Below are 26,136 nucleotides of genomic sequence, written 5' to 3'. Positions count from 1 at the left end.
CATCGGGAAACTGATCAAAAGTCGCATAAACAGCAAAAAAAACGGCATTTCTGCCGTTTCTTTAGGATGGACTCTCAGGGGCTCGAACCCTGGACAAATAGATTAAGAGTCTACTGCTCTACCAACTGAGCTAAGAGTCCATATGAAGTTTGGTGGAGCCAAGGGGGATCGAACCCCTGACCTCATCGCTGCCAGCGATGCGCTCTCCCAGCTGAGCTATGGCCCCAAACTTAAATTTTCAGATGTATGTAATCACACATTCTAAAATTTAGTTCGGTGTATTTAAATGATTCTGAAAAACTCAAGCGCCGTAGGCGACTCCTATATAATATAAAAAATCGCCTTCGCTGTCAACACTTTTTTTCAGTCATTAGACTAGCCACAACCCTACAATCTGTCCAGATCCCCAGTGCTCTTAGATAACAGACCCTTCAGTTCCTTCATAAACATGTTAATGTCCTTGAACTGGCGGTATACGGACGCAAAGCGAACGTAGGCGACTTCATCTACTGGATAGAGCTGTTCCATAACCAATTCACCGATCTGTTGGCTCTCTACCTCAGCTACGGCGATGCCGCGTAAGGATTTCTCCACCTCAGAGACGATCTTCTCTAGACGTTCTACAGAGACGGGGCGTTTCTCGCAAGCACGAATAAGACCACGCAGAATTTTATCACGGCTGAATTCCTCACGGCTGCCGTCTTTTTTGATCACGATTAACGGTGTTTCCTCGATCATTTCAAAGGTTGTAAACCGTTTGCTGCAACGCTCACATTCACGCCTGCGGCGGATGGACTTATTCTCATTCGCTGGTCGCGAGTCGAGTACTTTAGTATTTGTGTGATCGCAGTAAGGGCATTTCATAAGCTTCATCACTTCCTATTACATAATGTTTTTTGTCCCGGTATGTTAAACATCCGGCTTTTAAAAGGCTATTTCATTTTTTCCAGAAATCACCGTTTTTTTATTGTAATGATTATGGCAAGTCCGGCACATAATACAGTTACCAACAGAGGAGGTGAACAGCAATGAGCCAAAACAACAGCTCCAATAACCTTGTAGCTCCAAATTCCCGCGGTGCTTTGGAACAACTTAAATATGAAGTTGCCCAAGAACTCGGAATCACGCTTTCCCCAGATGGTTACAATGGCAATAAAACTTCTTATGAAAATGGTTCGATCGGTGGTTACATCACTAAACGTCTTGTAACCCTGGCAGAACAACAATTGGCAGGTCAATTCAAATAACCTGTCCACATAAGCTTACTGAAAGAAGTATTAAACGACTCACAGGTCGTTTAATGCTTCTTTTTATTCATAACACGGTTTTAGAATTCATTGTAAATATCCGTGTACTGATCATAGTAATAGTTGACGCGCTGTACATAATGACGGGTTTCACCAAATGGAATATCCTTAATCGTGGCATCCGTTCCATCCCAGATCCCCTCATCCAGCCATTTTTGAACTTTACCCGGTCCAGCATTATATGCAGCGATAATCGCTGTACGTTTACCTTCGAATTGACGGGATAATGTTGAAAGATACCAGGTACCTAGTTCAATATTTGCTGATGGTTCATGCTTTAGCTCCTCCATAGATACATCAGGAAGCTTGGCCTTTTCAAGGGCCCATTTGGCGGTATCCGGCATAAGCTGCATTAAACCTATAGCACCTTTTTTGGATTCTCGTCCAGTTTTGAAGTTCGTTTCCACTCGGATAATCGAAGCAACTAGAAATGGGTCCATATCGTACGTAATGCTGTGCTTACGGATCTCATCTTTATAATGGATCGGATAAAACCAGGACATCCAGTTCGTACTCAGAAACAATATCGCAGTAAAACCAATGAATAACAGAAGAAGGACTCTTTTTTTACGTAACCATTTCATGATAAGCCCAGCCTGTCCCAAAGAACAGCAACCTGTTGCTCAGTGTGCGCAAGTTCGCCACTGTTGTCAATGATATAGTCCGCTTTGTTACGCTTCGCTTCAATATCCATCTGTGCATTTAAGCGTGCTTCTGCTTGTTCTAAAGAAAGTCCGTTACGTTCCATTAATCGAGCGATTTGCACTTCACGAGGCACGTAGACCACCAGTATTTCATGGAACATGTTCTCGAGTCCTGATTCGAAAAGAAGAGGGATATCCACAATTGTTAACTTCTTTGGATCTTCTTCCTCCATGCTGTTCATACGTTCTTTAATCTCCCGCCGGATTGCGGGATGCGTCAGATTGTTCAGGGCTTGCAGGGCCGCCGGGTCTTGAAATACAATGTCCCCCAGCTTGCCCCTATTCAGTGTGCCATCCGAAGAGAGGATCTCGCTTCCGAATTGTTTCACAGCCGCAGCCAGCACCTCATGACCGGGGAGCATAACTTCTCTGGCGATCACATCCGCGTCAACCAGTCTCGCTCCCTTGCTCACAAGCAGTGCGGACACTGTGCTTTTTCCGGATGCAATGCCTCCGGTTAAGCCAATAATCATGTACTCACCTCATAATAGCTTCAGTATTCCCATTGTAATTAATAATAACGCGGGTAGTGCAGCAGCATGCTTCATCCAGTAGTTCCCGGCGAACCTTAATCCAGTCTTCATGCCCAGCAATAAAAATGTACCACTAAACAGAGCAATTGTAAGTGATGTCCATATCGGATTGAACCCAAGTAGTGCCGCGCCAAGTCCAGCTCCAAAAGCATCTAGAGAGAGGGCAATCCCGAGCAGCATAGCCTCCATCGAAGAAATACTCCCGGAATCATCCATATCTGCAGATGACGGAGTACGTAAGATCTGTACAACAATCCCCAACCGTCGTAACTCAAGGGAAAAGACAGCCGACTTTACCTGCTCAGGAGCCATGGCAACCTGTTCTGCAACATCTTCAGTATTAACAGCTACCTCTGCCCAAGCTTCTGTGGATAGCGCATTTTCTTCACTACCTACTTTACGCTCACCTGTCTGTTCCTTCTCTTTCTGCATTAGCATCTGGACGAGCGACCAGCACCCCATGAGCACGAGTATAACAGCACCAACCTCAGAAGCTGCATGTGTAGACACTACCTTGGCAAGCAGAACACCCACTTGCATAGATACACAGATAACTACCCCCGAACAAAGCGAGATAATCAGAATGGAGAGCAATGGTATTTTCATTTTACGCAGTCCATATGTAATACCAACGCCAAAACCATCCAAACTCAAAGCAAAAGCTAGTAATATTAGTGAAAAAAATGGGCTGAGCACCCGCAATCCCTCCTGTGAAGAACCGGAACACTGAAGAATACACTTCATTCAGCTTCCGTTCTCTATTAAGCATTCTTCACACAGTATATGGGCGGGACAAGTAGTGGGTGCCAACCTAATTACTTCTTCAGTTTTCGACCTTACGCTGACAGCTTGGACAATAATGCGTGCCGCGGCCACCTACAACCGTTTTCTCAATCATCGTTCCACAGTGGTTACACGGCTGATCTTTACGACCGTAAATCAACAGCTGTTGCTGATAAGTGCCGCTCTCACCTTGACCGTTCACATATGATTTTACAGACGAACCACCAGCGTTTACCGCTTCCGTCAGCGTACTGACAATAGCGTGATGCAGCTGATCAAGTTGCTCATCCGAAAGATCTTTGGCGCTGACTTCAGGATGTATCCCTGCACGATGTAACGACTCATCTACATAAATATTACCTATGCCAACGATATATTCCTGATTCAGCAGCAGCGATTTAATTTTTGTGCTTTTGCCTGATACAATCTGCTTAAACCTCTCCGGCGTAAAGGATGGCTCCAGCGGCTCCTGTCCTAGCTTATTAAGAGGAGGCAGCTGGAGGTCTTCACCAATCTGAAAAAGATGCATTGTACCAAACTGACGAACATCCGTGTAACGCAGCTCAGTGCCATCGGTAAAATGGAATATCACATGCGTATGCTTGTCCAGTGGATCTTCGTTCGAAAAAAGTCCATAACGGCCCTCCATCCGTAAATGAGATACCAGCACCAGACCGTCTAACACGATGCGCAAAAATTTCCCTCTTCGTTCAACATTAACAATGCTATGACCTGCGAGCAGGTTGGCAAAAGCCTGAATATCATCCGGCCGCTGAATAATCCGGGCCAACCGGACGGTTACACTCTCTATCTGCTTTCCATTAACTAAATCATTCAGTGTTCTCTTGACTGTCTCTACTTCCGGTAATTCCGGCATGATGTCTTCACCTCAACTACATTATAGCTGATATGCACACCTTAAAGGGAGCCTATTTCGCTTCGTACCAGTTGCTGCCAAAACTTACCTCTGCTTTAAGCGGCACCGATAACTGCAATGCTCCACCCATTACTTCCGGCAAAAGCGTCTTCATGAGCTCCATTTCATCCTCTGGCACCTCGAATACAAGCTCATCGTGTACCTGAAGCAACATACGGCTCTTTAGCCCACGCTCAAATAGCGCCTTGTCCATATGCACCATCGCCAGCTTAATAATATCAGCGGCAGTTCCTTGTATAGGTGTGTTCATTGCTGTACGTTCCGCAAAAGAACGTAGATTAAAGTTCTTCGCATTAATCTCAGGCAAGTAACGACGGCGTTCCAGCAGCGTGGTTACATAACCATGTTTCCTTGCATCAACTACGATATCATCCATATATCGACGTACACCTTGGTATACCTCGAAATACTGCTCAATAAATTGAGCGGCTTCTTTGCGAGGAATATTCAAGTTCTGCGACAGACCATAATCACTGATTCCGTACACGATACCAAAGTTAACGGCTTTTGCAGCACGACGCATATTGCTATCAACCTGATCGGCGGTAACTCCAAATACATCCATCGCTGTCTTCGTGTGAATATCCATATCATGGAGAAAAGCTTCCTTCATCCGCTCATCACCGGAGATGTGCGCAAGTACCCGTAGTTCAATCTGCGAATAGTCCGCCGCCAGAATGGACCAGCCCGGTTCGGATGGAACAAACACTTTACGGATTTTACGTCCTTCTTCTAAGCGGATTGGAATGTTCTGCAGGTTCGGAAATTGGCTGCTAAGACGTCCTGTCGCAGCAATCGTCTGCCGATAGAAGGTATGCACCTTTCCTGTTTTCGGAGAGATTTCTTTAAGAAGTCCTTCTACGTATGTAGACTGGAGCTTCGCAATCGTGCGATATTGCAAAATCAAACGTACCACGTCATGATAAGGCGCTAGTTTCTCAAGCACCTCAGCATCGGTGGAATAGCCTGTCTTCGTCTTCTTAACAACAGGCAAACCTAGCTTAACGAATAAAATTTCACCCAACTGCTTAGGTGAATTCAAATTAAACTCTGTGCCACAAATTTCATAAATTTCGGTGACCAGCTTGGAAATCTGAGCTTCGAATTCTTTTCCTAATTCTTTAAGATCCCCTTCGTTGACTGCAATCCCCTGTTTCTCCATATCCGCAAGAATACGTGATAATGGCATTTCGAGATCCTCGAACAGTCCGGTCATCGCCGTTTCGATCAATTCCTGCTGTTGTTTCTGGGCGATACCAAGTACCGCAGCACTCTTACGTGCGACGTGATTTCCTAAGATTTCAAGCTCAGGAATCTTATATTTGGCGCCTTTACCAAATACATCTTCATCAGGTGACAATCTTGGCAAGCCGTATTTCGTAGCGAGATCGTTTAGGTTCTGATTAGCTTCCGTCGGATCCAGCAAATAAGCCGCCAGCTGCACATCATGGGCTGCACCTGCAAAAGCAATCCCCTGCCAATGCAGTGCCAAATCAGCACGGTGAAGATCATATCCGCTCTTCGGAGCCTTCTCATCTCCTAACCAGTCGCGTAGCTTCGCAGCCGCTGGTTTCTGTAGTAATTCAAACGGCACATAATAATGTCGCTCCAGAGTAGATAGCCCTACCCCGATCACCTCGGCACGATGCGGATTATCCCCATTGGATTCCACATGCAGCGCCGAAATACTAGGGAGCGCTTCATTCAGCGCCTCAAGTTCATCTTCACTCACGATCGAAATATCAAGTGTAGCAGCTTCTACTTCCGCTGCACCCTCTTCTCCATCAGCTACTGGAGCATAGGCACTAAGTGACAACCTTTCCAGAAGTGATTTGAATTCTAATTTTGCGAGAGCGGGTCCTGCTGTATCCGCAGAAATTCCGTTAAAGATCATATCTTCCCACGAATGTTCAAGAGGCACTTCACGATAGATGGTTGCCAGTTTCTTACTCATGACAGCGTCTTCCGCGTGAGCTTCCAGCTTTTCTTTCATTTTACCTTTAAGCTCACCGGTTCCTGCTAATACACCTTCAACCGATCCAAATTGATGCAACAGCTTGAGCGCTGTTTTCTCACCAACACCCGGAACGCCCGGAATGTTATCACTCGCATCACCCATCAGTCCCTTAAGGTCGATGATCTGCTCGGGTGTTAAATCATATTTCTCACGAATTTGTTCTGGTCCATAAAGCTCAACCTCAGTAACTCCTTTGCGGATCAACGCAACGGTCGTATGTTCGGAAGCTAATTGAAGCATATCCTTATCTCCCGACACGATCATAACCTGCCGGCCAGCTTCATCTGCTTGACGAGAAATGGTTCCAATAATATCATCGGCCTCATAATTGCCAATTTCAAACTGCGGTACACCCAGATTTCTGAGCAAATCTTTCAACAGTGGAAACTGCTCGGAGAGCTCGGGAGGTGTCTTTTGCCGACCGCCTTTATAATCCTCATAACCTTCATGCCGAAATGTGACTTTCCCTGCATCGAAAGCAACAATCATATGTGTCGGCTTGTGTTCTTCAATTAAACGGAGCAGCATCGTTGTGAAACCGTACACCGCGTTCGTCTGTTGCCCTGCTGTATTCGTTAGCGGAGGCATCGCGAAGAATGCGCGGTAAATAATATTATTTCCATCTATAAGTATCAACTTGTCCATAGTGCACCTCGCCTTTTTCATGCTTACTTCTTACATCTTAACATATGGCCTGTCCAAGTAGAAACGGCTATACCAACTTAAACAATGGGATTAGCTGAAATGTTAGTAACATTTAGAGCTAATATGGGGTAATACAACAAGTAGCCGCCCTTATAAAAGGACGGCTACTTTCATTTTACTATGATAAAACAAAAGCACTATTCATTCAAATCTGGACGACTACCGGTAACCAGGTAAACTACGCTTTCACCAATGTTAGTAGCGTGATCGCCAATCCGTTCGATATAACGGCCTACCAGTGTCAATAACATAGCTTGGGATACTGTCTCCGGCTTTGTTACCATATAAGAATACAACTCATTGATCATCGCACCATACAATTGATCGACCTGATCATCATCCTGTGCCATTTTATAAGCTAGATCAGTGTTCTCATCCAGGTAAGACTGGATCGCCTCATCGATCATAATTGTCACGATTTCAGCCATACGAGGAATGTCTACAAGGGGCTTAATCAGCTGTTGGCCTTGAAGACGCATGGTCGCCTTAGCTACATCAATCGCCAGATCCCCCATGCGTTCCAAATCGCTTGATATTTTGAAGGCAACGATAATGCGGCGCAAATCCTTAGCTACAGGCTGCTGCGTAATAATTAAGCGTGAGCCAATTTCCATGATTTTATCTTCCATGGCATTCAGCTGTAAATCCGCTTCAACGACTTCCTGTGCGAGCGTTGTATCTAGATTTTGTAATGCATTAATTGCACCTTCAAGAGCATCCTTAACATGCTCACCCATCTGCTGCAGCAGACTGCGCAACTCTTCCAAGTCTTTATCAAATTCTTTTCTGCGAATCATAATAAGAGCGATCCTCCTCATTAACGTATGGTCAGCTTGCCATTTCCAGGGACGAACACCCTTTTAAATCTGATCAGCCGAAACGTCCGGAAATATAATCTTCAGTGCGGGAATCTTTAGGGTTCGAGAAAAGCACCTCTGTGTCCGCCGCCTCTACAATTACACCATTTAAGAAAAACACGGTTCGACCGGATACACGTGCGGCCTGATGCATGTTATGAGTTACCATAACAATGGTATACTCACTTCTTAGTTCCTGAACAAGCTCTTCTATCTTGAGAGTGGATACAGGGTCGAGCGCAGAGGTTGCCTCATCCATTAGCAGAATATCAGGCTGTACCGCTAACGCTCTAGCAATACAAAGCCGCTGCTGCTGTCCACCAGACAAGCTAAGGGCAGATTTCTTCAGAAAATCTTTCACTTCCTCCCATAGGGCGGAGTGACGCAAGCTTTTTTCTACGATCTCATCCAGTTCACTTTTGGAACGGATGCCGTGTAAACGGGGACCGTAAGCTACATTGTCGTAAATCGACTTAGGAAAAGGATTCGGCTGTTGAAACACCATACCGACCTGCTTACGCAGGCTTTCCACCTCTACCTCATCACTATAAATATTTTTGCCACCGATGTTTACAGTTCCTTCTATACGTGTGCCAGGAATCATATCATTCATACGATTCAATGTGCGAAGCAACGTGGATTTCCCGCAACCGGAAGGTCCAATAAAAGCGGTAACCTGTTTCTCCGGGATTTGCAGATTCACATTCTTCAGTGCGTGGAACGACTCATAGTAGAGATCAAGATTCTCTATGTCAATGATGGATTTCATTAGTGTTTACGTCTCCTTCTCATCATCTTCGATCTCCATGATAAGCTTTTAGTGTAAATACAGTTGGAGAGAAATGTTAACGCAATGTAAAATCAGTAAGATGAATGGGTCCACATCACAGTATTTCCCCAGAAGCCAACTAGTACTCCGAGCATTTCTTATTTATGAAAAGTATAGAAAAAATAGAACTCCAGTCACTCTAAATGACCGGAGCTCTTTTTTTATTAACCACTAATTTATAGCCTACGCCTCGAATCGAATCGATATGAACGGATTCTGGATCCAGCTCAAGCTTTTTACGAAGTGAACTCACATGCACGTCCACCGTACGCTGCCCACCAATATAATCAAAGCCCCATACAGCATTCATGAGATCATCTCTCGTCAACACAACCCCTGGCTTACGAGCCAAATATAATAGCACTTCGAACTCTTTAGGCCGTAAATTAATACTATGACCACCGAGGGAGACTTCATATCTCTCAGGGTAAATCTCTAATTGACCTAAAATAATGGTAGAAGCAGAGATAGGTGTTTCTGTAGGTGCTTCCTCAGCAAGTCCAGAAATCCTCCGAAGTACAGCACTTACTCTAGCGAGCAGTTCAGAGACGCCGAATGGTTTGGTTATATAATCATCAGCACCTGATTTCAGCCCTCTAACAACATCTTCTTCCGCATTTTTGGCGGTCAACACAATAATAGGTGTTCGGATACCTTGTCCACGCAATTTATCAAGGATGTCAATGCCATTCATACCTGGCAACATCAGATCTAATACGATCAAGTCAAAAGGTTCCCTCGTCGCACGATCATATCCTGCCGTACCATGATCCTCTACTGTTACCTCGTAACCTTCCTGCGTTAAGTTATAGGACAGCAGCCGGGCCAGTGTCGGTTCGTCTTCAATGACAAGCAATCGTTGAGCCATAGGTTCCCCCGTCTTCCATATAGTTTGATTTTTACAAAGCAACAACAAAACAATCATATCACCACAATGTTAACTTGGTGTAAAATCAATAAGATGAATTTACAAAAATCTAATCCACCTTTTCTTCCTGCAAGAGCGGCAACTCAATAATAAATGAACTTCCGATCCCCAGATCACTTTTAACCGAAATCACACCATGGTGCAGATCTATCAAGTGCTTCACAATAGACAGTCCCAACCCCGTTCCACCGGAACTTCTTGATCTTGCTTTATCCACTCGATAAAAACGTTCGAAAATGCGCGGCAGATCCTTTTTGGGAATTCCCATCCCTGTATCGGTAACGGTAAATTGGACATTCTCTGAACCATCTGGCTTCAGTATATTCTTAACATAGACTTTTACGCTACCCCCTTCATGCGTGTAATTAATCGCATTGGAGAGCAAATTCATAAAAATTTGACGTAGTTTATCTTCATCGGCCTCAATGAACAGCTCCTCAGGAACCTCTACGTTAAGACTAATACTTTTCTTCTCAGCCACTTTGCTAATGGTTCCCAGCACGGAATCAAAGAATTCAATGATATGAACAGGTGAGCAATCGAGCTGCACACGTTTAGATTCGATTTTAGATAATTCCAGAATATCTCCAATCAATCGATTTAAGCGTTCGTTCTCATCATAAATAATTTGCAAGAAGGAACGGGCTGTCTTCTCATCCTTAACCCCACCACCCAGCAAGGTCTCGGCAAATCCTTTTACAGCGGCAACCGGCGTCTTCAATTCATGGGATACGTTAGCGACAAATTCACTTCGCATCCGCTCCAGGCGACGAATCTCTGTTACTTCCTGCAGCAGGAAGAGCATGCCTCTATACGTCCCGTCCTGGATCATAGGTACTGCGTCCATACGTACAATCCGCTCTCTCGGATTGTAAATACTTCGTTCTTCATGGAGCGGTTCTTTATTCGATACCCCTTCTTCAAGCAGACGTGTTAACTCATAATGACGCTTTAGCTCTTTGTACGAATGACCCGCCATTTCACTGTTGCTGACATCCAGCATCCGCTCTGAAGCTCGGTTCAGCAGGGCAATTTCTTCGTCCGCATTGATCATTATGATGCCGCCAGTCATATTGTCCAGTACGCTTTGCAGCAGATCCTCATTATCACGAATGGTCTTAAGCTGAGCTTGAAGACTGTCCGCCATGGCATTTATCGCTGTCGCCAGCTGCCCAACCTCATCTTTACGCTTCAAATGGACTCTTGCATCATAATCAAGATCTGTAATACGCCGCGCGACTCTCGTGATTTGTTCAAGCGGTGAAGTCATGCTCGATGCCACTTTGTAGCTGACAATAGTTGCTGCCAGGAACAAAACAACTAACCCCCCAGCCATAATCATCCAAGCACGGTTAAGCCCCTCCGTTACTGCATCCAGTCCCATCGAGACCCGAATATAACCGTCAAAACCATGATCTGAGGTCACCCGCTCAGCTACATATAACATCTCGCGATCTAAAGTTTCGCTGTAACGAATGGCTCGTCCAGTCCCCTCTTTAGCCGCAACAATCTCCTCTTCACGATTGGCGTGATTGTCCATCTCCAGAGGATTTTTCTCTGAATCACCTAAAACTTCACCTGACTTACTGATAAAAGTAATCCGGGAATCCAGAAGCTCGGCGACATGCTCTGCCTGCTCCGTGTAATACGGAATGGCACTGGTGGCGTTCATATCTACAAATTCCAATGTGCCTGCGAGCAGATTTATTTCCCGGGACATGTTCTCTTCGAGAGCAGCTATATGGGAGCTCTTAAACAGATGAGCCATCGTAAATCCAGTACCAATCATGGAAATACCGATTAAGGCCATAAGTATAAACGTAAGCCGAGCGCGAAACGGTTTCATCTGAAGTGTGCCTCTCCCTTTTTCATTGTATCTTTTATCCTAACTTCATTTTCATCAAAAAACCAGTGCTACTATTTTCGTGACATAAATCCCTACTATAATAGATTATATAAAAATAACAGCCCAAGTTGATTATCTCTGGACTGTTACTTTGTATTACTTTTGTAAAATATCATGATTTCATTCTATACAGGTTGCAAGAAACCACTGATTACCCTGAGTATCTCTAATACCCGCTCCTCTTTCTCCATAAGGCTTATCCAATGGTTCTTCAATGATGGATGCCCCGGCATCCAAGCACTTACGAAAGGTCTCATCCACATTTCTTACATATAGATGAATAGCGAGCTGTACTGGTGAATATTTCTCATTAGCTTCGGAAACCTCGATGATCGAATCTCCTATTCTAAGTTCTGCATGTCTAATCTTGCCTTCATCATTCCGCAGCATATCATTAATTCTTGCATCAAAGCAGTTCACAACAAAATCAATCAATTGATCTGCACCAGCCACGATAAAATACGGAGTAACGTTAAGAAGACCATTTCTAATATAATGTGGTACCATTCGTAAACCTCCTTTAGACAGGCATAAACATCTTCGGCATCCCTATCTATATGGACGCTAAGTGATTATACGAGGAATATAAGGATGAATTATAGCGTGGAACATATAAATTCTTATATTTTTGATAAAACCGGAGAAAAAGCCATAGCAGCGGATGTCCCCACTTTATGACTATTTCACCGGACTGTACCCGACTTATTTAAATACAGGTTCTTTAAACTGAGTTAATTTTGCTGCGGAATCTTTCTCTACATCTGCGTGCAGACTGTTGCCATGGGCATCCATCGTTACAATAGCAGCAAAACCATCCACATCCAAATGCCACATTGCTTCAGGAATGCCAAATTCCATAAAATCAACAGCATTTACCTTCTTGATGCATTCCGCGTAATACTGTGCAGCGCCACCAATCGCATTGAGATATACGCCCCCGTGCTCCTGAAGAGCTTTTAACGTTTTAGGACCCATTCCACCTTTTCCGATGACGGCACGAATTCCAAATTTTTTGATAATATCGCCTTGATAGGGCTCTTCACGGATACTAGTAGTCGGACCCGCTGCTTTAACATGCCAGCCTTCCTCGTCCTTCATCATTACAGGACCACAGTGATAGATAACTGCACCGTTCAAATCCACCGGAGCCTCATGATCCATTAGATATTTATGAAGTGCGTCGCGGCCCGTATGCATTTCGCCGGATAAAATAACTACATCCCCAACTCGTAAACTACGGATATCCTCTTCACTTATCGGTGTGGTCAGGCGGACTTCGCGAGATCCAGTAGCTGCATTGTCTTCACCTGCATCTGCCACTTCCGTTTCCGACGCCTGGTCCCGTCCATCATCAACCGAAATCCCTGTACCACTCTCGTACAACCAGTCCTCTATATTGCCTGTTGACGGATCAACCAGCACACCTTGGCGACGGAAAGCCCAACAGTTGTAGGCAACAGATACGAAAAAGCTGGCTGGCAAACGATTCATAACGCCGACCTTACAACCAAGCAGCGAAACTTCCCCACCAAAGCCCATCGTTCCAATACCCAACTTATTGGCATTCTCCATGATGTAGTCTTCCAGTTTGCTGAGATCCTCTATTGGATTAACATCCTCCACTTTGCGGAACAGCTGCTTCTTAGCCAGCTCATAGCCAGTTGTGCGGTCGCCGCCGATACCAACACCAATAAAACCAGCGCTACAGCCTTGCCCTTGTGCCTGATAAACAGCATGTAAAATACATTTACGAATTCCGTCCAGATCACGGCCTGCCTTGCCCAATCCTTCTAATTCTGCTGGAAGGCTGTATTGAATATTCTTATTCTCGCAGCCGCCACCCTTCAGAATCAGTCTGACATCTATTTTTTCCTCTTCCCATTGTTCAAAATGAATGACCGGTGTACCTGCTCCCAAATTATCTCCGCTGTTCTCACCTGTCAATGAATCTACAGAATTTGGACGAAGCTTACCATTCTTGGTCGCCCGTACAATGGCGTTGTGAATATCTTTTTTCATCTCAATCTGATTGATTCCCACAGGTGTGTGAATGATAAATGTAGGCATTCCCGTATCCTGACAGATTGGTGATACTTGCTGCTCAGCCATTCCGATATTTTGAGCAATCGTAGTTAACGCAAGACCTGACCGGGTAGCTCTGTCCTCTAGTGCGCGACCCTTGGCGACCGCCCGGCGTACATCACCCGGCAAGTTCGTGGACGTTTCAACAATTAGATTATAAATGCTGTCTTCAAAATGCTGCATATTCATTCAAGCTCCTCTCAGCAGATCCAGATTATCAAAAGTCTGATACAATTAGTATAATAATATCATACCTAGCAGCTCATGAAAGGGGTTACTTTAAAATTGAACTACCATTTTTCCGCCTATTTATATCGGCTTCAATATATTCAGCGCTGGAGCCTAATGCGCAGCACCGCACCTGAGAACGTTGCCGAGCATTCTTTCCATGTAGCTCTGCTCACACATATGCTCTGTTCCATTGGTAATATTCATTATGGACGTTCATTAAACGCTGAAAGAGCAGCAACTATGGCCCTGTTCCATGATGCCAGCGAAGTGTTCACGGGTGACATTGCCACACCAGTGAAATACAATAATCCTCGGCTACTTACCAGCTTCCGCGAAATGGAAAGAATTGCTGCGGAACGCTTGACCGGTATGATTCCTCCCGAGCTTCAGGGCATTTACACGCAGCTCATGCAGCCAGAAGACAGTTCTCCCGATTCGGAGGACGTTCTCCTGCACAGCTACGTTAAGGCAGCCGATCGACTGGATGCTTACCTAAAATGTGTCTGGGAGGTTGCTGCGGGCAACCGTGAATTCGCAGCGGCGAAAGAGCAAACAGGTGCGAAGCTACGCGGACTCGGCTTACAGGAAGTAGATTATTTCCTCACTCATATGGCTCCGAGCTTTGAAATGTCGCTCGATGAGCTGTCTGCTGGAAACTAAATCCCAAGATCAATACAAAAAGCTCTAATTCGGCTAACCCTGAATTAGAGCTTTTTAAATAAGTATCTAGGTTTGGTTGGCTGAGCGTCTACCCGTTTACGACCTCGCCACCATTTACATGGATAACCTGTCCGGTCACATAACTCGAATCGTCGGAGGCTAGATATACATAAGCTGGGGCCAGCTCCTCCGGTTGTCCCGGTCGCTTCATAGGCTGCGTACCGCCGAACTCACTAACCTGTTTTGCATCAAAAGTAGATGGAATAAGCGGTGTCCAAATTGGACCCGGAGCAACGCCATTTACCCGAATGCCTTTCTCTGCCAGATTCGTAGATAAGGAACGCGTGAAGCTCAGAATGGCTCCTTTCGTTGAAGAGTAGTCCAGTAATTGTGGACTACCACGATAAGCGGTAATCGAAGTCGTATTAATGATAGCTGATCCTGCTTTTAGATGAGGCATAGCCGCTTTGGTCAAATAAAACATTGCAAAAATATTCGTACGGAATGTACGCTCTAGCTGCTCGGACGTAATATCCTCGATCTTAGCTTGTGGATGTTGCTCCGCCGCGTTATTGATGAGAATATCCAGTTTCCCGAGGCCCTCTACCGTCTGTTTAATGAGATCTTTACAGAAGGTTTCCACACCAATATCTCCTGGAATCAGAATGCATTTGCGACCTTCCTGCTCCACCTGGCGTTTCGTTTCCTCTGCATCAGAGTGTTCATTCAGATATGATATAACTACATCGGCGCCTTCTTTTGCAAAAAGAACAGCCACTGCCCGTCCGATCCCGCTGTCTCCTCCAGTAATAAGTGCCGCCTTGCCCTGCAATTTACCTGCCGCCTTATAATTAGCCGGTTCATATTTCGGCAACGGCTTCATTTCGCTCTCAATTCCTGGCTGATGATGCTGTTCTTGCGGGGGTAAGGTTTTCGTAGCTTGCTTGTCGTTTGACATAATCCTAGCTCCTCTCGTTAAGTAATTGATAGTTAACTGATCGTCTTAGGATGGCTCAAGCGTATACGTTTATACGCCGGCTTTATCATTTTTTTTAAAATTGCTGTATGAAAAGTTACTTACCACAATGCAGGTAGAATCAAACAATCCGAAGTTTTTTTGAACACAAAAAAACCCGCTCTCCTTTACGGAAGCGGGCTCATAGTGCTACAGATTAAATAATATCGTTAAATACCATGAAGAATACCATCAGCAGCAATGACACGGACAGTAGCGCACTAAGCGTACGCAATTTGCCTGTTTCTGCTTTGACATCACGGTTCTCACGAATTCCAGCAGCAGCAAGACGCAAAGGCTTGCTCATAATACCACCAAGCGCAAACATTGCTAGCAACAATACAACGATAATGATCATCCATGCTACAGAATAATCACCCTTGGTCATCATGTAACCACCTGTAAGTAGTTGAATCACTAAACCGTACTGTGCAAAGCGGTTAAATCCAGTAACTGCACTTAACGTACCTTCTTTTGCTGCAGGCGACAATTTTTCAGCACGACCGATGATGAAAGGCAGTACAAGGTAAAATCCTAGTGCCAGCGTCCCGATCATATGTAAGAAAAACAAAACGTTCCAATCCATATCATATCTCCTCCAATTTAACTGTGATAATAGTTACATATAATTATACCCATAATATTAGAATAAGAAAAGCAACTTAGGTGTCCATTCTTTGAAGTTGTTGATATAAAAAAAGAGAGCGCCCTTAAGCCATTTCACAGCCTTAAGGACCCTCCCCTTTCATTTGGCACAATCTACACAGATAATATTGCTGTTACACTACGTACGGACTCTGCGGACTTATCTAAAGCCGCTTTCTCCTCAGCCGTAAGCTCCAGTTCAAAGATCTTCTCAATCCCATTCGCACCAAGAAGAGCTGGAACACCCAGAAACAGATTGTCATAACCATATTCGCCTTCAAGCAAGGCAATAACCGGAATGATCCGTTTCTTATCCTTCAAGATCGCTTCCGTCATCTGAACTAAAGAGGCTGCAGGAGCATAATACGCACTACCATTTCCTAAAAGGTCAACGATTTCCCCGCCACCCACACGTGTACGCTTCACAATCTCCTCAATACGATCCGTAGGAATCAATGTATCGATTGGAATGCCTCCAACACTAGAATAACGAACGAGCGGTACCATATCATTGCCGTGTCCGCCTATTACGAAACCACGTACATCTTCAACGGATACGTTCAGCTCTTGTGCAATAAAAGTGCAGTAACGCGCTGTATCCAGCACACCGGATTGTCCAATTACGCGGTTTTTCGGAAAGCCTAACGCTTCAAATGCAGCATAAGTCATCGCATCTACCGGATTACTCAAAATAATTACGATGGATTCCGGTGCTACATCTCTTACGTTCTCGCATACCGACTTTACAATCCCTGCATTGATATTCACAAGATCGTCGCGGCTCATCCCAGGTTTACGGGCAATCCCTGCAGTGATAATTACAATATCAGAATCTACAGCATCTTCATAACTTGAGGTTCCAATAATATGACTGTCGAATCTCTGCACAGGACCTGCTTCTTGCATGTCAAGCGCCTTACCCTTGGTTGGGTTCTCCATTTGTGGAATATCGAGCAGCACAACGTCTCCAAGTTCCTTTTGAGCTAACATAAGAGCTGTAGTAGCGCCGGTAAAACCGGCACCTACCACTGTAATTTTATAACGCTTGATCGCCACAGATTCGCCTCCTAGAAATGATAAAGGTAAGGCTAATGTTATCTGGCTAATCTAACCTATAGGTGGTTAATAATTTCGTCTGCAAATGCGGAGCATTTCAGCTCAGTTGCACCTTCCATCAGACGGGCAAAGTCATAAGTCACGGTCTTATTGTTGATAGCAGTTTCCATACCTTTATAAATCAGGTCCGCTGCTTCCTGCCAGCCCAAGTGCTCCAAGAGCATTACACCGGACAGAATAACAGAACCAGGATTCACAACGTCTTTGTCTGCATATTTAGGAGCTGTACCATGGGTAGCCTCAAAAATGGCGTGGCCAGTAATGTAGTTAATGTTCGCTCCAGGAGCGATGCCGATGCCGCCGATTTGTGCAGCCAGTGCGTCGGACAGGTAATCCCCGTTCAGGTTCAACGTAGCAATAACATCGAAATCAGTTGGACGAGTCAGAACTTGTTGCAGCGCGATATCCGCAATTGCATCCTTGATAATGATTTTGCCAGCAGCTTCAGCATCCTTCTGAGCAGCATTAGCGGCAGCCTCACCGTCACGTTCCTTAATCACATCATATTGACTCCAAGTGAAGACCTTATCTCCGAACTCTTGCTCAGCTACTTCATAACCCCAGTTTTTGAAGGCACCTTCAGTGAACTTCATGATGTTTCCTTTGTGAACAAGCGTTACGCTCTTACGTCCGTGCTTGATCGCATATTCAATTGCAGCGCGCACCAAGCGCTTCGAACCTTCGGAGGATACCGGTTTGATACCAATACCAGAAGTTTCAGGGAAACGGATTTTGTTAACTCCCATCTCTTTTTGCAGGAATTCAATGACTTTCTTCACTTCAGCAGAGCCTTCTTGATATTCAATCCCTGCATAGATATCCTCTGTATTCTCACGGAAAATAACCATATCCACCAGCTCAGGACGTTTAACAGGAGAAGGAACTCCTTGGAAATAACGAACTGGACGCAGACATACGTACAAATCCAATTCTTGACGCAAAGCTACATTCAATGAACGAATACCGCCTCCGATTGGAGTAGTAAGTGGTCCCTTAATAGCTACAAAATATTCGCGGATTGCTTCCAACGTATCATTTGGCAACCATTCACCATATGTATTGAAAGCTTTTTCGCCAGCAAATACTTCGTACCAAGCGATTTGCTTAGTGCCACCATAAGCTTTAGTTACTGCTGCATCAAGTACGCGCTTGGAAGCTTTCCAAATATCACGGCCTGTGCCGTCACCCTCGATAAAAGGAATGATTGGATTATTCGGAACTTGTAGTTTTCCTTCTTTAATCGTGATTTGTTCGCCTTCTGTAGGTAGATCGAATTTTTCTAGTTTCAACATTTGAGTGTATTCCTCCTAAAGTTTTGTGGGATTTAAATAGCATTGACAAGCATCGAACAAAACTCTCATCATCATTAAAATCAAAAATTTAAAACACTATTGCTAGGGTTCATTCTACTAAACTTTAGGAGCAGCCCGCAAGGCTGCTCTTCTATCTTTCGTCTACTGGAACGTATTTCTGTTCAACCATACCCGTGTATTCTGCACGTGGACGAATAATGCGGTTATCTGTATATTGCTCCAGAATATGCGCAGTCCAACCTGAAGTCCGGCTAATTGCAAAAATAGGAGTGAACAGTTCACGATCTATGCCTAGCTGTGTATAAACAGAAGCCGAATAGAAATCAACATTCGGTCTTAATCCCTTTTGCCCGGTAATCAATTGTTCAATATTTACGGACATGTCGTAAAGGGTGGTGTCATTTTTCATCGTGCCAAGCTCCAGCGACATTTTCATCAAATGTTTTGCACGTGGATCACCATTCTTATATACTCGATGACCGAAGCCCATGATTTTCTCACGGTTATCCAGTTTCTTACGGATAAACGGTTCAACCGCTTCCAAACTTCCGATCTCCTCTAGCATCTTCATAACTGCTTCATTCGCCCCACCGTGAAGCGGGCCTTTGAGCGCACCAATAGCGGAGGTGACCCCAGAATAAATATCGGATAATGTCGCAACTGTAACCCGGCCAGCAAAAGTTGAAGCATTCAGCTCATGGTCCGCATGAAGAACAAGTGCGGTATCAAGTGCTTTGACAGATACGCTGTCCGGCTCTTTTCCCCACAGCATATACAGGAAGTTCTCAGCAATAGAAACGCCTTCTTTCGGAGCCACTGGTTCAAGCCCCTTGCGAATACGCGACAGTGCCGCCACAATTGTTGGGAGTTGTGCCTGTAGTTTTACCGCCTTAATCTCGTTCGCTTCTCTGCTCATATCGTCAGCCGCTTCATCATAGAGAGCAAGGCTTGATACAGCCGACCGCAATGCTGCCATGGTGTTGGCGTCTTTTGGATAGAGCTTCATTTGCTCGATTACCTGTTCAGGAATCTGTGCGAAGGCACTAAGATCCCGCTTGAGCGCTTCCAGCTCTGGCACCGTCGGCAGACTGCCGAACCATAACAAATAAGCTGTTTCTTCGAAGGTAGCATGTTCTGCAAGTTCATCAATATCATAACCGCGGTAAGTGAGTACACCATCCACAATAGAACTAATGGATGAAGTTGTTGCAACGATACCTTCCAAGCCTTTGGTAGCTGTCATAGCATATCTCTCCTTTGCCAACAAGGTATAAAAACAATCTTAGTTCCATGAAAACATTTCCAATTCAAAGCATTAAAAAATCTAATAAGTGCGTGTAAGAACATTTCCGTCAGGAATGCTGTATGACCAACATGCTTCGTATCTTTATTCATCATACTGGATTTTGTCGGTTATGTGAACAATGTGGAAGCTTTGGAGCGCATCAAATGATTTTATCAGAGAGATAGAAAAAAACTTCTAATCCCCTGATTCAATTTTTTCATTTCAGTTTAGAGATTCCAGCCCATTCTAATATTTATCCCGCATTCTAGTCTTTAAATCGATCCTATGAATATATATGAAGACGAGCTCTTATTCCCCTGTCTATGCAGGAATGAAGAAGGTGTGGTCTCGGTATGGATCGTTTGGTATTAAAAAGACTGCTGCGCGGCCTGTGGGTCGTTCTGGCAACTTCCATCCTCCTGCTCGCAATCTATTTATTACTTCCGCTGTTATACCCCCTGTTGCTCGCTTGGCTGCTCGCATATATCATGCATCCATTAGTACTTATTCTTAAAGGCTTTAAATTACCCAGCTGGCTTGCGGTATCACTTGCACTGCTATTTTATATAGGCGGAATCACACTAGTCTTAACCGCGATGATTACAAGACTCGTAAAAGAATTAATCGTCTTGCTGCAAACCTTTAATCTCCACACCGACCAATGGAAGGATCTTCTGATGTCCTTAAGCCAGAATGCAAGCATTCAGAACATCATCAACCAGATTAATCAATTCTACCGAGACAATCCTGACTATCATGCTACGATTGACAGCAATATCAGCAGAACAACGGAAACTGTAGGTTACGCAGTCACGCAAGTGGTCACGGGATTTTTTAATGTAATATTGAAACTGATCTCCGCACTTCCTAGTATGGGTACGATTCTTATCGTGGTTGTCCTTGCTGCCTTTTTCATTAGTACGAGTTGGGAGCGTCATAATGATAAACTTACAGGCTGGCTGCCGACAGTATTCCTGAAGCCTGTGTCAGATATCTGGAGAGATTTACGCAGAGCGCTCTTCGGTTACCTTCGCGCCCAGGTCATCCTGATCTCCATCACAGCGATCATTGTAGTAATCGGGCTTTTGCTACTGGGTGTGAAGTCTGCATTTGCTATCGGCTTAATGATTGGCTTTGTGGATCTATTGCCTTATCTCGGTGTGGGAATTGTGATGCTGCCTTGGGCGTTATATTCTTATATGACGGACAATCTGGCACTAGGGATAGGACTATCCATACTTTACGCTGTTATTCTTATTACCCGGCAGGTGCTTGAGCCAAAAGTGCTCGCCAGCAGCATCGGACTTGATCCCCTTGCCATGTTGATTGGCATGTTCGCCGGTCTGCAGTTGTTCGGTATGCTAGGGCTGATCATCGGACCCGTTGTCCTAGTAGTCCTTGTTGCCTTTAACCGAGCGGGCGTATTCCGAGCTTTGCACAGCTACATTGTTAGCGGCAGATTAAGATAGGAACCGATAATCATCAATTCGTAAAATAGCAAACAGAGCGGTCCCTTCAGCAATGACAGGGGTCCGCTCTGTTATTGTTGTAAACAGGATACTAACGACGGTAAAAGGTGAAGGTGCCATTCTTCATCTTCTTCTCAATCCACTTCAGCAAAAATATACGGTACAAAGGCCGAGTTAATGGAAATACTAACGTGAAACCGACAATATCGGTTACGAAACCCGGCAATATCAGTAGCAATCCTCCGAAAAAAATACATAAACCATCCAGCATCGTCCGACCAGGAACGCGGCCCTCCTGCATATGTGTTCTGCTGTCCTGCAGCACTTTCTTACCCTCAAATCGCATCATTAGTAGACCGATTACTGAAGTGGTCAGCATAAGCAGCAACGTTTTAAATGCTCCAAGTTGATCTGCTACGTAGATAAAACCGAATAATTCCACAGCAGGAATAATAAATAGTCCAGCCCATAACCATTTGCTTCTAATCATACTGAACCCCCTTCTTCCCGCAGCGCCTCTTTTATTGCGTGAAAGAGCTCTGGAAGGGCTCTATCCAGCCTAGCAGGCCTCCATTCCCGGTTCACCCAAACATGACTTGTCGTGCCGGTAACCAGCAGCTCCCCAGGTGGATCCATCGACCGCAACTCCCCTAGAGTAGCCAATAAATCCTCTGAAGTTCCACCTTCTTCTTCCGAAAGCCTCCGCACTTGATACTCAAATACGACTCGTAACGCTGAGAAGGTAGTCATTCGCGCATACACGGAGATAAGATCATCATATCGCGCCGGACTTTTAAATTGCAAATCTGCTGAGGTGACAGGAAGTAAGACGCCTTGTTTCTCAAGTTCACGATAAGTAAAACCAACCTGACGAAACATCTCCGTACGACCAGACTCAAACCAGTTCAAATAATTCGCATGATACACGACACCCATCTGATCACTTTCCTGATAGCGAACACGCAGGGTCGACTTATACCATCGGCTGGGCAAGCCAGCTCGTTCTAATTCCATCTATAAATACTCCTTTCAGCATAGCAGCAGGGAAGCGTTTAAGCCTGGGCCCCGCCTGAAGATAGCATCGTCGTCGATAATTTACGCCGAGAGTTTCTGGCAACATAGAACAGCAGCATTGCTCCTGCGATAGAGCTCAACATACAAGACAGATTCATTACTTCTACCCCGCCTTGATTGAGCAAGAATCCATTCAGTAAATTACCGACAATGCCAGAAAAACCTGCAAACACCATATTAAATACACTTTGGCCAGTGGCCTGCATCTCGTTAGATGTGATCTGAGATACATATTCGACTGCAGCAATATAAAAGAACCCAAATGAAAGACCATGCAGCACTTGCACTCCGATCATTACCGATGGATAAGGAAAAGCAACCTGAATACCCCACCGCAAAACATAAATAAGAGCCCCAAGGAGCAAGGTCCGCTCACGACCCAACCTCTTAATCACCTTAGAAGCAAACAGCATGGAAGGCACATTCGTCACCGATGCGAGAAAGAGCGCAATCCCTGCATAGCGCGTAGACCCTCCTACCGATTGAAAAGCGATTACAAAGTATGTACCAAAAGCAGCCATCGTCTGGTTCACAAGAAAGCTGCCACCCAAAAACGCAAGGAAGACCCGATTCCCCAGCAGTTGTCTTACCCCCTGAGTAAACGATTGCCTCATCATATGATTCTCTTCCGCCTGCTTTGGCAATGTAAACGCAATAAGGACTGCAATCAGATTAAAAAAGAGAAAAGGTAGCCATATCGTGGATACAGAGAAGGTAGATACGTACACCCCTCCTGCATAAGCTCCCAGAGCCGCTCCAATGCTCATCATAAGCCGGATGCTACCGTAAGTGGCTCCAGCTCTATTCGCCGCCGAGATCGCGTAAGAATCGGCTATAGGAGCCTGTGTAGAGGAGAAGATCGTTGAGCACGTATACACCAGAAGAAGTACAATGAAATATTCCGAACGATAAAAGACGGCTAGTAAGGCCGGAACCGCCACACTTAGGATTAGTACTAAACGCGTCTGATTATACCGATCAGAGATAATCCCCCACATCGGCTGAATGGTGATTGCAACTAGTGTGCCTGTTGCCATTAGTATACCTATCTGTCCACTATTAAGTCCATTATGGACCAGCAGCAGCGAAAGATAAGAGCCAAATGAACCGCCGGCCAATCCTAAAAATAGATAAAAGCCGCGCAGCTTCGATAATTTTTCCATTTGTACTATGAATCCTCCAACTTTATATTTTTATATTTTAACAGAACACCCGTACTTCATATGTAATCATCGCATTTAATATAGCAGTACTATAAAGGCGGTGGACAAGTTGAGCATAAAATATAACTCTCTCATGGTAAATCATCCTTGTCTAACAGACAAATCTAATGCGAGCAATAGACAAAGCTCTGCCTTTGGCTGGTCATCTAAGAACTGGAGTGGCTACACTGTTACTGGTAGAAAAGGCGCCTTCAATCGCATTTCCGGCGAATGGACCGTCCCATACGTAAGACCAACCCACAAATCCACCTATTCCTCCGCATGGATTGGCATCGACGGCTTCAAGAACAGCAGCCTTATTCAGACGGGAACAGGTCATGAATTCGTAAATGGGATTGCCCGTTATTACGCCTGGTGGGAAATACTACCTGACGTCGAGACCGTAATCCCTTTTCCAGTATACCCCGGAGATCATATGAAGGGTACTATCACAAAAATAAACCACACGAAGTGGTCTATCACACTCCGGAATTTAAGCCGAAATTGGACCTTCCGAACGCTTCAGCGATATACTGGTCCGCAGACCTCCGGCGAATGGATTATGGAGGCTCCTGAGGTCGATGGTTCCATCGCAAAGCTGGCCCGCGTTGGTACTACCTATTTCAACTGTTGTCGAATCAATGGAAAACGACCTAGGTTAACTCTTTCTAATGGAGGGATAATGGTCCAGAATAACACCACCGTTGCGGTTCCTTCCAGTCCAAGCCCTCGAGGGGACTCTTTTAGCGTCAAACGTATATACTAACAGCATATATGGATTCAGTACAAAAAAAAGAGCTGTCTCATTTGTAGATTTTCACTACATCTGAGACAGCTCTTATATTTCTCGCATAAACGCTAGCGTCCTTTAGGGAAGCCAACCGCGTTTTGGCTTGGCTAAGTAAAAACTATGAATCAGGCAAAGCACAGTCGAGTACTACTCGATTGTGCTTACTTTTACCAAGTTAGTGGAACCGGAACGTCCAAGTGGAATTCCTGCAGTAATCACAACTAGGTCGCCAGCTTGAACCAGACCGGAATCCTTACCACCTTGGATTGCTGTTTCAAGCAATTCATCTGTGGAAGTAGCTACTTTACCGAATACTGGCGTTACGCCCCAAACGAGGGACAATTGACGCATAGTTCTTTCTTGTGTCGTAACAGCAATGATTGGTGCTTTAGGACGGTATTTGGAAACAACGCGTGCAGTATGACCTGTAACAGTCGAAGAAAGAATAGCCTTAGCGTTCAGATCCAAAGCGGAAATTGCAACGGATTGGCTGATAGCTTCTGTAACTGTAGTTTCTTGTAAAGTTTGTTGTTTCGAGAAAATTTCACGGTGGTCCAGAGCGGACTCCGCTTTCTCAGCAATACGGGACATTGTAAGAACGGATTCTACTGGATATTTACCAGCAGCAGTTTCTCCGGAAAGCATGATTGCATCTGTTCCGTCGAAAATAGCGTTTGCTACGTCACTTGCTTCAGCGCGAGTAGGACGTGGGTTACGTTGCATAGAATCCAGCATTTGTGTAGCTGTGATTACTGGTTTGCCAGCAACGTTACATTTTTGAATCATCAATTTTTGAGCCAAAGGTACATCTTCAGCTGGAATTTCAACACCAAGGTCACCACGAGCAACCATCAGGCCATCGGAAGCTTCTAAAATTTCATCAAGGTTGTCAACACCTTGTTGGTTTTCGATTTTGGAAATGATTTGAATGTGAGAAGCGTTGTTTTTCGAAAGCAGCTCACGAATTTCCTGAACGTCGCTAGCTTTGCGAACGAAGGAAGCGGCGATAAAATCGATGTCCTGTTCGATACCAAAAAGAATATCGTTGGTGTCTTTTTCCGTAATACCCGGCAAGGAGATGTTTACTCCTGGTACGTTAACGCCCTTCTTGCTCTTGATCGTACCACCGTTTACAATACGGGTCTTGATTTCAGTTCCTTGAATGTCGACAACTGTCAAACCAATCAGACCGTCATCAATAAGGATGGTGGAGCCTACTTGAACATCATTAGGAAGCTCGCTGTACGTGATGGAAATACGTTCTTGGGTGCCAAGGATTTCTTCCGTAGTTAGTGTCAGGTACTCGTCCTGAACTAGTTCAATCGGTTCTACTTCCAACTTGCCTGTGCGAATCTCCGGTCCTTTTGTATCGAGCAGGATAGCAACAGTTTTGTTCAGTTCCTTAGATGCTTGACGGATCGTTTTAATCCGAGCACCATGCTCTTCAAAATCGCCGTGGGAGAAATTCAAACGGGCCACATTCATACCAGCCAAAATCAATTTTTTGATATTCTCCAACGATTCACTCGCAGGTCCGATCGTACATACAATTTTACTTTTCCGCATTAGGTTTTCCTCCGTTTTTTCGTTCTCTCTGTCTCACTTTTTCCAACTACAAAATCTACTACAAGGCTAACTAATTAAATAGGAACTTTGTCACATGTGCCTTTAACTACGCCCTTATGAATATTACTGCAACTTAGACACAAAATCAATGTTGTAGGCTCTTTTAGATGTAATTTGAGCTC

At 44.8% G+C, this 26,136-nt stretch carries 25 protein-coding genes and 2 tRNA genes; 4 read left to right on the top strand and 23 right to left on the bottom strand.

The genetic code is table 11. The annotated features are described in order from the left end of the window. Positions 1–67: 67 nt before the first annotated feature. From PAENI_RS15840 to nrdR, 3 genes are all read right to left on the bottom strand, one after another. A tRNA-Lys gene (locus PAENI_RS15840) sits at positions 68–140 on the bottom strand. Positions 141–150: 10 nt separating this feature from the next. Then, positions 151–226 (bottom strand) — tRNA-Ala (locus PAENI_RS15835). Positions 227–387: 161 nt separating this feature from the next. After that, positions 388–864, bottom strand: coding sequence for a transcriptional regulator NrdR (gene nrdR, locus PAENI_RS15830; protein ID WP_042126015.1), 477 nt, complete (start codon positions 862–864; stop codon positions 388–390). A 164-nt stretch (positions 865–1,028) separates the two neighbouring features. Between nrdR and PAENI_RS15825 the strand changes: the two genes are divergently transcribed. Then, entirely contained in the window at positions 1,029–1,247 is a 219-nt protein-coding gene (locus PAENI_RS15825) for an alpha/beta-type small acid-soluble spore protein (RefSeq protein WP_060624526.1), read from the top strand. An 80-nt stretch (positions 1,248–1,327) separates the two neighbouring features. Here the strand turns inward: PAENI_RS15825 and PAENI_RS15820 are convergent, their stop codons facing one another. From PAENI_RS15820 to PAENI_RS15770, 11 genes are all read right to left on the bottom strand, one after another. Further along, positions 1,328–1,891 (bottom strand): lytic transglycosylase domain-containing protein, encoded by a 564-nt coding sequence (locus PAENI_RS15820; protein WP_149645932.1) that lies wholly within the window; start codon positions 1,889–1,891, stop codon positions 1,328–1,330. Next, positions 1,888–2,484 carry a dephospho-CoA kinase gene (coaE, locus tag PAENI_RS15815; RefSeq protein WP_149645931.1) on the bottom strand — a complete coding sequence of 199 codons (597 nt, stop codon included), beginning with the start codon at positions 2,482–2,484 and terminating at the stop codon, positions 1,888–1,890. The genes PAENI_RS15820 and coaE overlap by 4 nt, the downstream gene beginning before the upstream one ends. 9 nt (positions 2,485–2,493) lie before the next feature. Beyond that, positions 2,494–3,240 (bottom strand): MntP/YtaF family protein, encoded by a 747-nt coding sequence (locus PAENI_RS15810; RefSeq protein ID WP_149645930.1) that lies wholly within the window; start codon positions 3,238–3,240, stop codon positions 2,494–2,496. Positions 3,241–3,367: 127 nt separating this feature from the next. Further along, positions 3,368–4,204, bottom strand: coding sequence for a DNA-formamidopyrimidine glycosylase (gene mutM / locus PAENI_RS15805; protein WP_042186551.1), 837 nt, complete (start codon positions 4,202–4,204; stop codon positions 3,368–3,370). A gap of 52 nt (positions 4,205–4,256) precedes the next feature. Further along, positions 4,257–6,926, bottom strand: a complete 2,670-nt coding sequence (gene polA / locus PAENI_RS15800) for a DNA polymerase I (RefSeq protein WP_042186549.1) — start codon at positions 6,924–6,926, stop codon at positions 4,257–4,259. A gap of 197 nt (positions 6,927–7,123) precedes the next feature. After that, entirely contained in the window at positions 7,124–7,783 is a 660-nt protein-coding gene (gene phoU, locus PAENI_RS15795; protein WP_042186547.1) for a phosphate signaling complex protein PhoU, read from the bottom strand. 73 nt (positions 7,784–7,856) lie between these two features. Beyond that, on the bottom strand, positions 7,857–8,612 hold the full coding sequence (gene pstB, locus PAENI_RS15790) for a phosphate ABC transporter ATP-binding protein PstB (RefSeq protein WP_042186541.1): 756 nt from the start codon (positions 8,610–8,612) through the stop codon (positions 7,857–7,859). A 199-nt stretch (positions 8,613–8,811) separates the two neighbouring features. Then, the gene (locus tag PAENI_RS15785; RefSeq protein WP_042125998.1) at positions 8,812–9,540 is read right to left on the bottom strand and encodes a response regulator transcription factor; all 729 of its coding nucleotides are present in this window, start codon (positions 9,538–9,540) and stop codon (positions 8,812–8,814) included. A 109-nt stretch (positions 9,541–9,649) separates the two neighbouring features. Further along, complete coding sequence (gene pnpS, locus PAENI_RS15780; RefSeq protein ID WP_149645929.1) at positions 9,650–11,446, bottom strand: two-component system histidine kinase PnpS; 1,797 nt, start codon at positions 11,444–11,446, stop codon at positions 9,650–9,652. 180 nt (positions 11,447–11,626) lie between these two features. Continuing rightward, positions 11,627–12,013, bottom strand: coding sequence for a VOC family protein (locus PAENI_RS15775; protein ID WP_042186537.1), 387 nt, complete (start codon positions 12,011–12,013; stop codon positions 11,627–11,629). Between the two features lie 195 nt (positions 12,014–12,208). Further along, a complete protein-coding gene (locus tag PAENI_RS15770; RefSeq protein ID WP_149645928.1) occupies positions 12,209–13,771 on the bottom strand; it encodes a fumarate hydratase in 1,563 nt (520 codons plus the stop codon). A gap of 102 nt (positions 13,772–13,873) precedes the next feature. On the opposite strand from PAENI_RS15770, the gene yfbR reads away from it, so the two are divergent. Beyond that, complete coding sequence (yfbR, locus tag PAENI_RS15765) at positions 13,874–14,479, top strand: 5'-deoxynucleotidase (RefSeq protein ID WP_143764010.1); 606 nt, start codon at positions 13,874–13,876, stop codon at positions 14,477–14,479. An 88-nt stretch (positions 14,480–14,567) separates the two neighbouring features. Here yfbR and PAENI_RS15760 read toward each other — a convergent pair whose 3' ends face one another. The 5 genes from PAENI_RS15760 to PAENI_RS15740 all read right to left on the bottom strand — a co-directional run bounded on the left by PAENI_RS15760 (position 14,568) and on the right by PAENI_RS15740 (position 19,811). After that, positions 14,568–15,437 carry an SDR family oxidoreductase gene (locus PAENI_RS15760; RefSeq protein WP_042186532.1) on the bottom strand — a complete coding sequence of 290 codons (870 nt, stop codon included), beginning with the start codon at positions 15,435–15,437 and terminating at the stop codon, positions 14,568–14,570. Between the two features lie 214 nt (positions 15,438–15,651). After that, complete coding sequence (locus PAENI_RS15755) at positions 15,652–16,080, bottom strand: hypothetical protein (protein ID WP_042125989.1); 429 nt, start codon at positions 16,078–16,080, stop codon at positions 15,652–15,654. A 173-nt stretch (positions 16,081–16,253) separates the two neighbouring features. Beyond that, positions 16,254–17,195, bottom strand: a complete 942-nt coding sequence (mdh, locus tag PAENI_RS15750) for a malate dehydrogenase (RefSeq protein WP_042186530.1) — start codon at positions 17,193–17,195, stop codon at positions 16,254–16,256. Positions 17,196–17,251: 56 nt separating this feature from the next. Next, positions 17,252–18,547, bottom strand: a complete 1,296-nt coding sequence (gene icd / locus PAENI_RS15745; RefSeq protein ID WP_042125986.1) for an NADP-dependent isocitrate dehydrogenase — start codon at positions 18,545–18,547, stop codon at positions 17,252–17,254. 151 nt (positions 18,548–18,698) lie between these two features. Beyond that, positions 18,699–19,811 (bottom strand): citrate/2-methylcitrate synthase, encoded by a 1,113-nt coding sequence (locus PAENI_RS15740; RefSeq protein WP_042186527.1) that lies wholly within the window; start codon positions 19,809–19,811, stop codon positions 18,699–18,701. Positions 19,812–20,206: 395 nt separating this feature from the next. Here PAENI_RS15740 and ytvI point away from each other — a divergent pair, with 395 nt between their 5' ends. Then, on the top strand, positions 20,207–21,322 hold the full coding sequence (ytvI, locus tag PAENI_RS15735) for a sporulation integral membrane protein YtvI (RefSeq protein ID WP_076283318.1): 1,116 nt from the start codon (positions 20,207–20,209) through the stop codon (positions 21,320–21,322). 91 nt (positions 21,323–21,413) lie between these two features. Here ytvI and PAENI_RS15730 read toward each other — a convergent pair whose 3' ends face one another. The 3 genes from PAENI_RS15730 to PAENI_RS15720 are packed head-to-tail and all read right to left on the bottom strand — an operon-like array spanning position 21,414 to position 23,559. Continuing rightward, positions 21,414–21,812, bottom strand: a complete 399-nt coding sequence (locus tag PAENI_RS15730; RefSeq protein WP_042186523.1) for an FxsA family protein — start codon at positions 21,810–21,812, stop codon at positions 21,414–21,416. After that, the gene (locus PAENI_RS15725; RefSeq protein WP_149645927.1) at positions 21,809–22,336 is read right to left on the bottom strand and encodes an acyl-CoA thioesterase; all 528 of its coding nucleotides are present in this window, start codon (positions 22,334–22,336) and stop codon (positions 21,809–21,811) included. The genes PAENI_RS15730 and PAENI_RS15725 overlap by 4 nt, the downstream gene beginning before the upstream one ends. 38 nt (positions 22,337–22,374) lie before the next feature. Next, positions 22,375–23,559 carry an MFS transporter gene (locus PAENI_RS15720; protein WP_149645926.1) on the bottom strand — a complete coding sequence of 395 codons (1,185 nt, stop codon included), beginning with the start codon at positions 23,557–23,559 and terminating at the stop codon, positions 22,375–22,377. A 133-nt stretch (positions 23,560–23,692) separates the two neighbouring features. On the opposite strand from PAENI_RS15720, the gene PAENI_RS15715 reads away from it, so the two are divergent. Beyond that, positions 23,693–24,364, top strand: a complete 672-nt coding sequence (locus tag PAENI_RS15715; protein ID WP_149645955.1) for a G1 family glutamic endopeptidase — start codon at positions 23,693–23,695, stop codon at positions 24,362–24,364. Positions 24,365–24,535: 171 nt separating this feature from the next. On the opposite strand, the gene pyk is transcribed toward PAENI_RS15715, so the two are convergent. Beyond that, positions 24,536–25,954: a pyruvate kinase gene (pyk, locus tag PAENI_RS15710; RefSeq protein ID WP_042186514.1), complete on the bottom strand. Its 1,419-nt coding sequence runs from the start codon at positions 25,952–25,954 to the stop codon at positions 24,536–24,538. Between the last annotated feature and the right edge of the window lie 182 nt (positions 25,955–26,136).

Source organism: Paenibacillus sp. B2(2019) (assembly GCF_008370385.1).
Classification (GTDB): Bacteria; Bacillota; Bacilli; order Paenibacillales; family Paenibacillaceae; genus Paenibacillus_AQ.
Note: the sequence above shows the minus strand (reverse complement) of the source record. Positions and strands in the feature narration are given on the sequence as shown.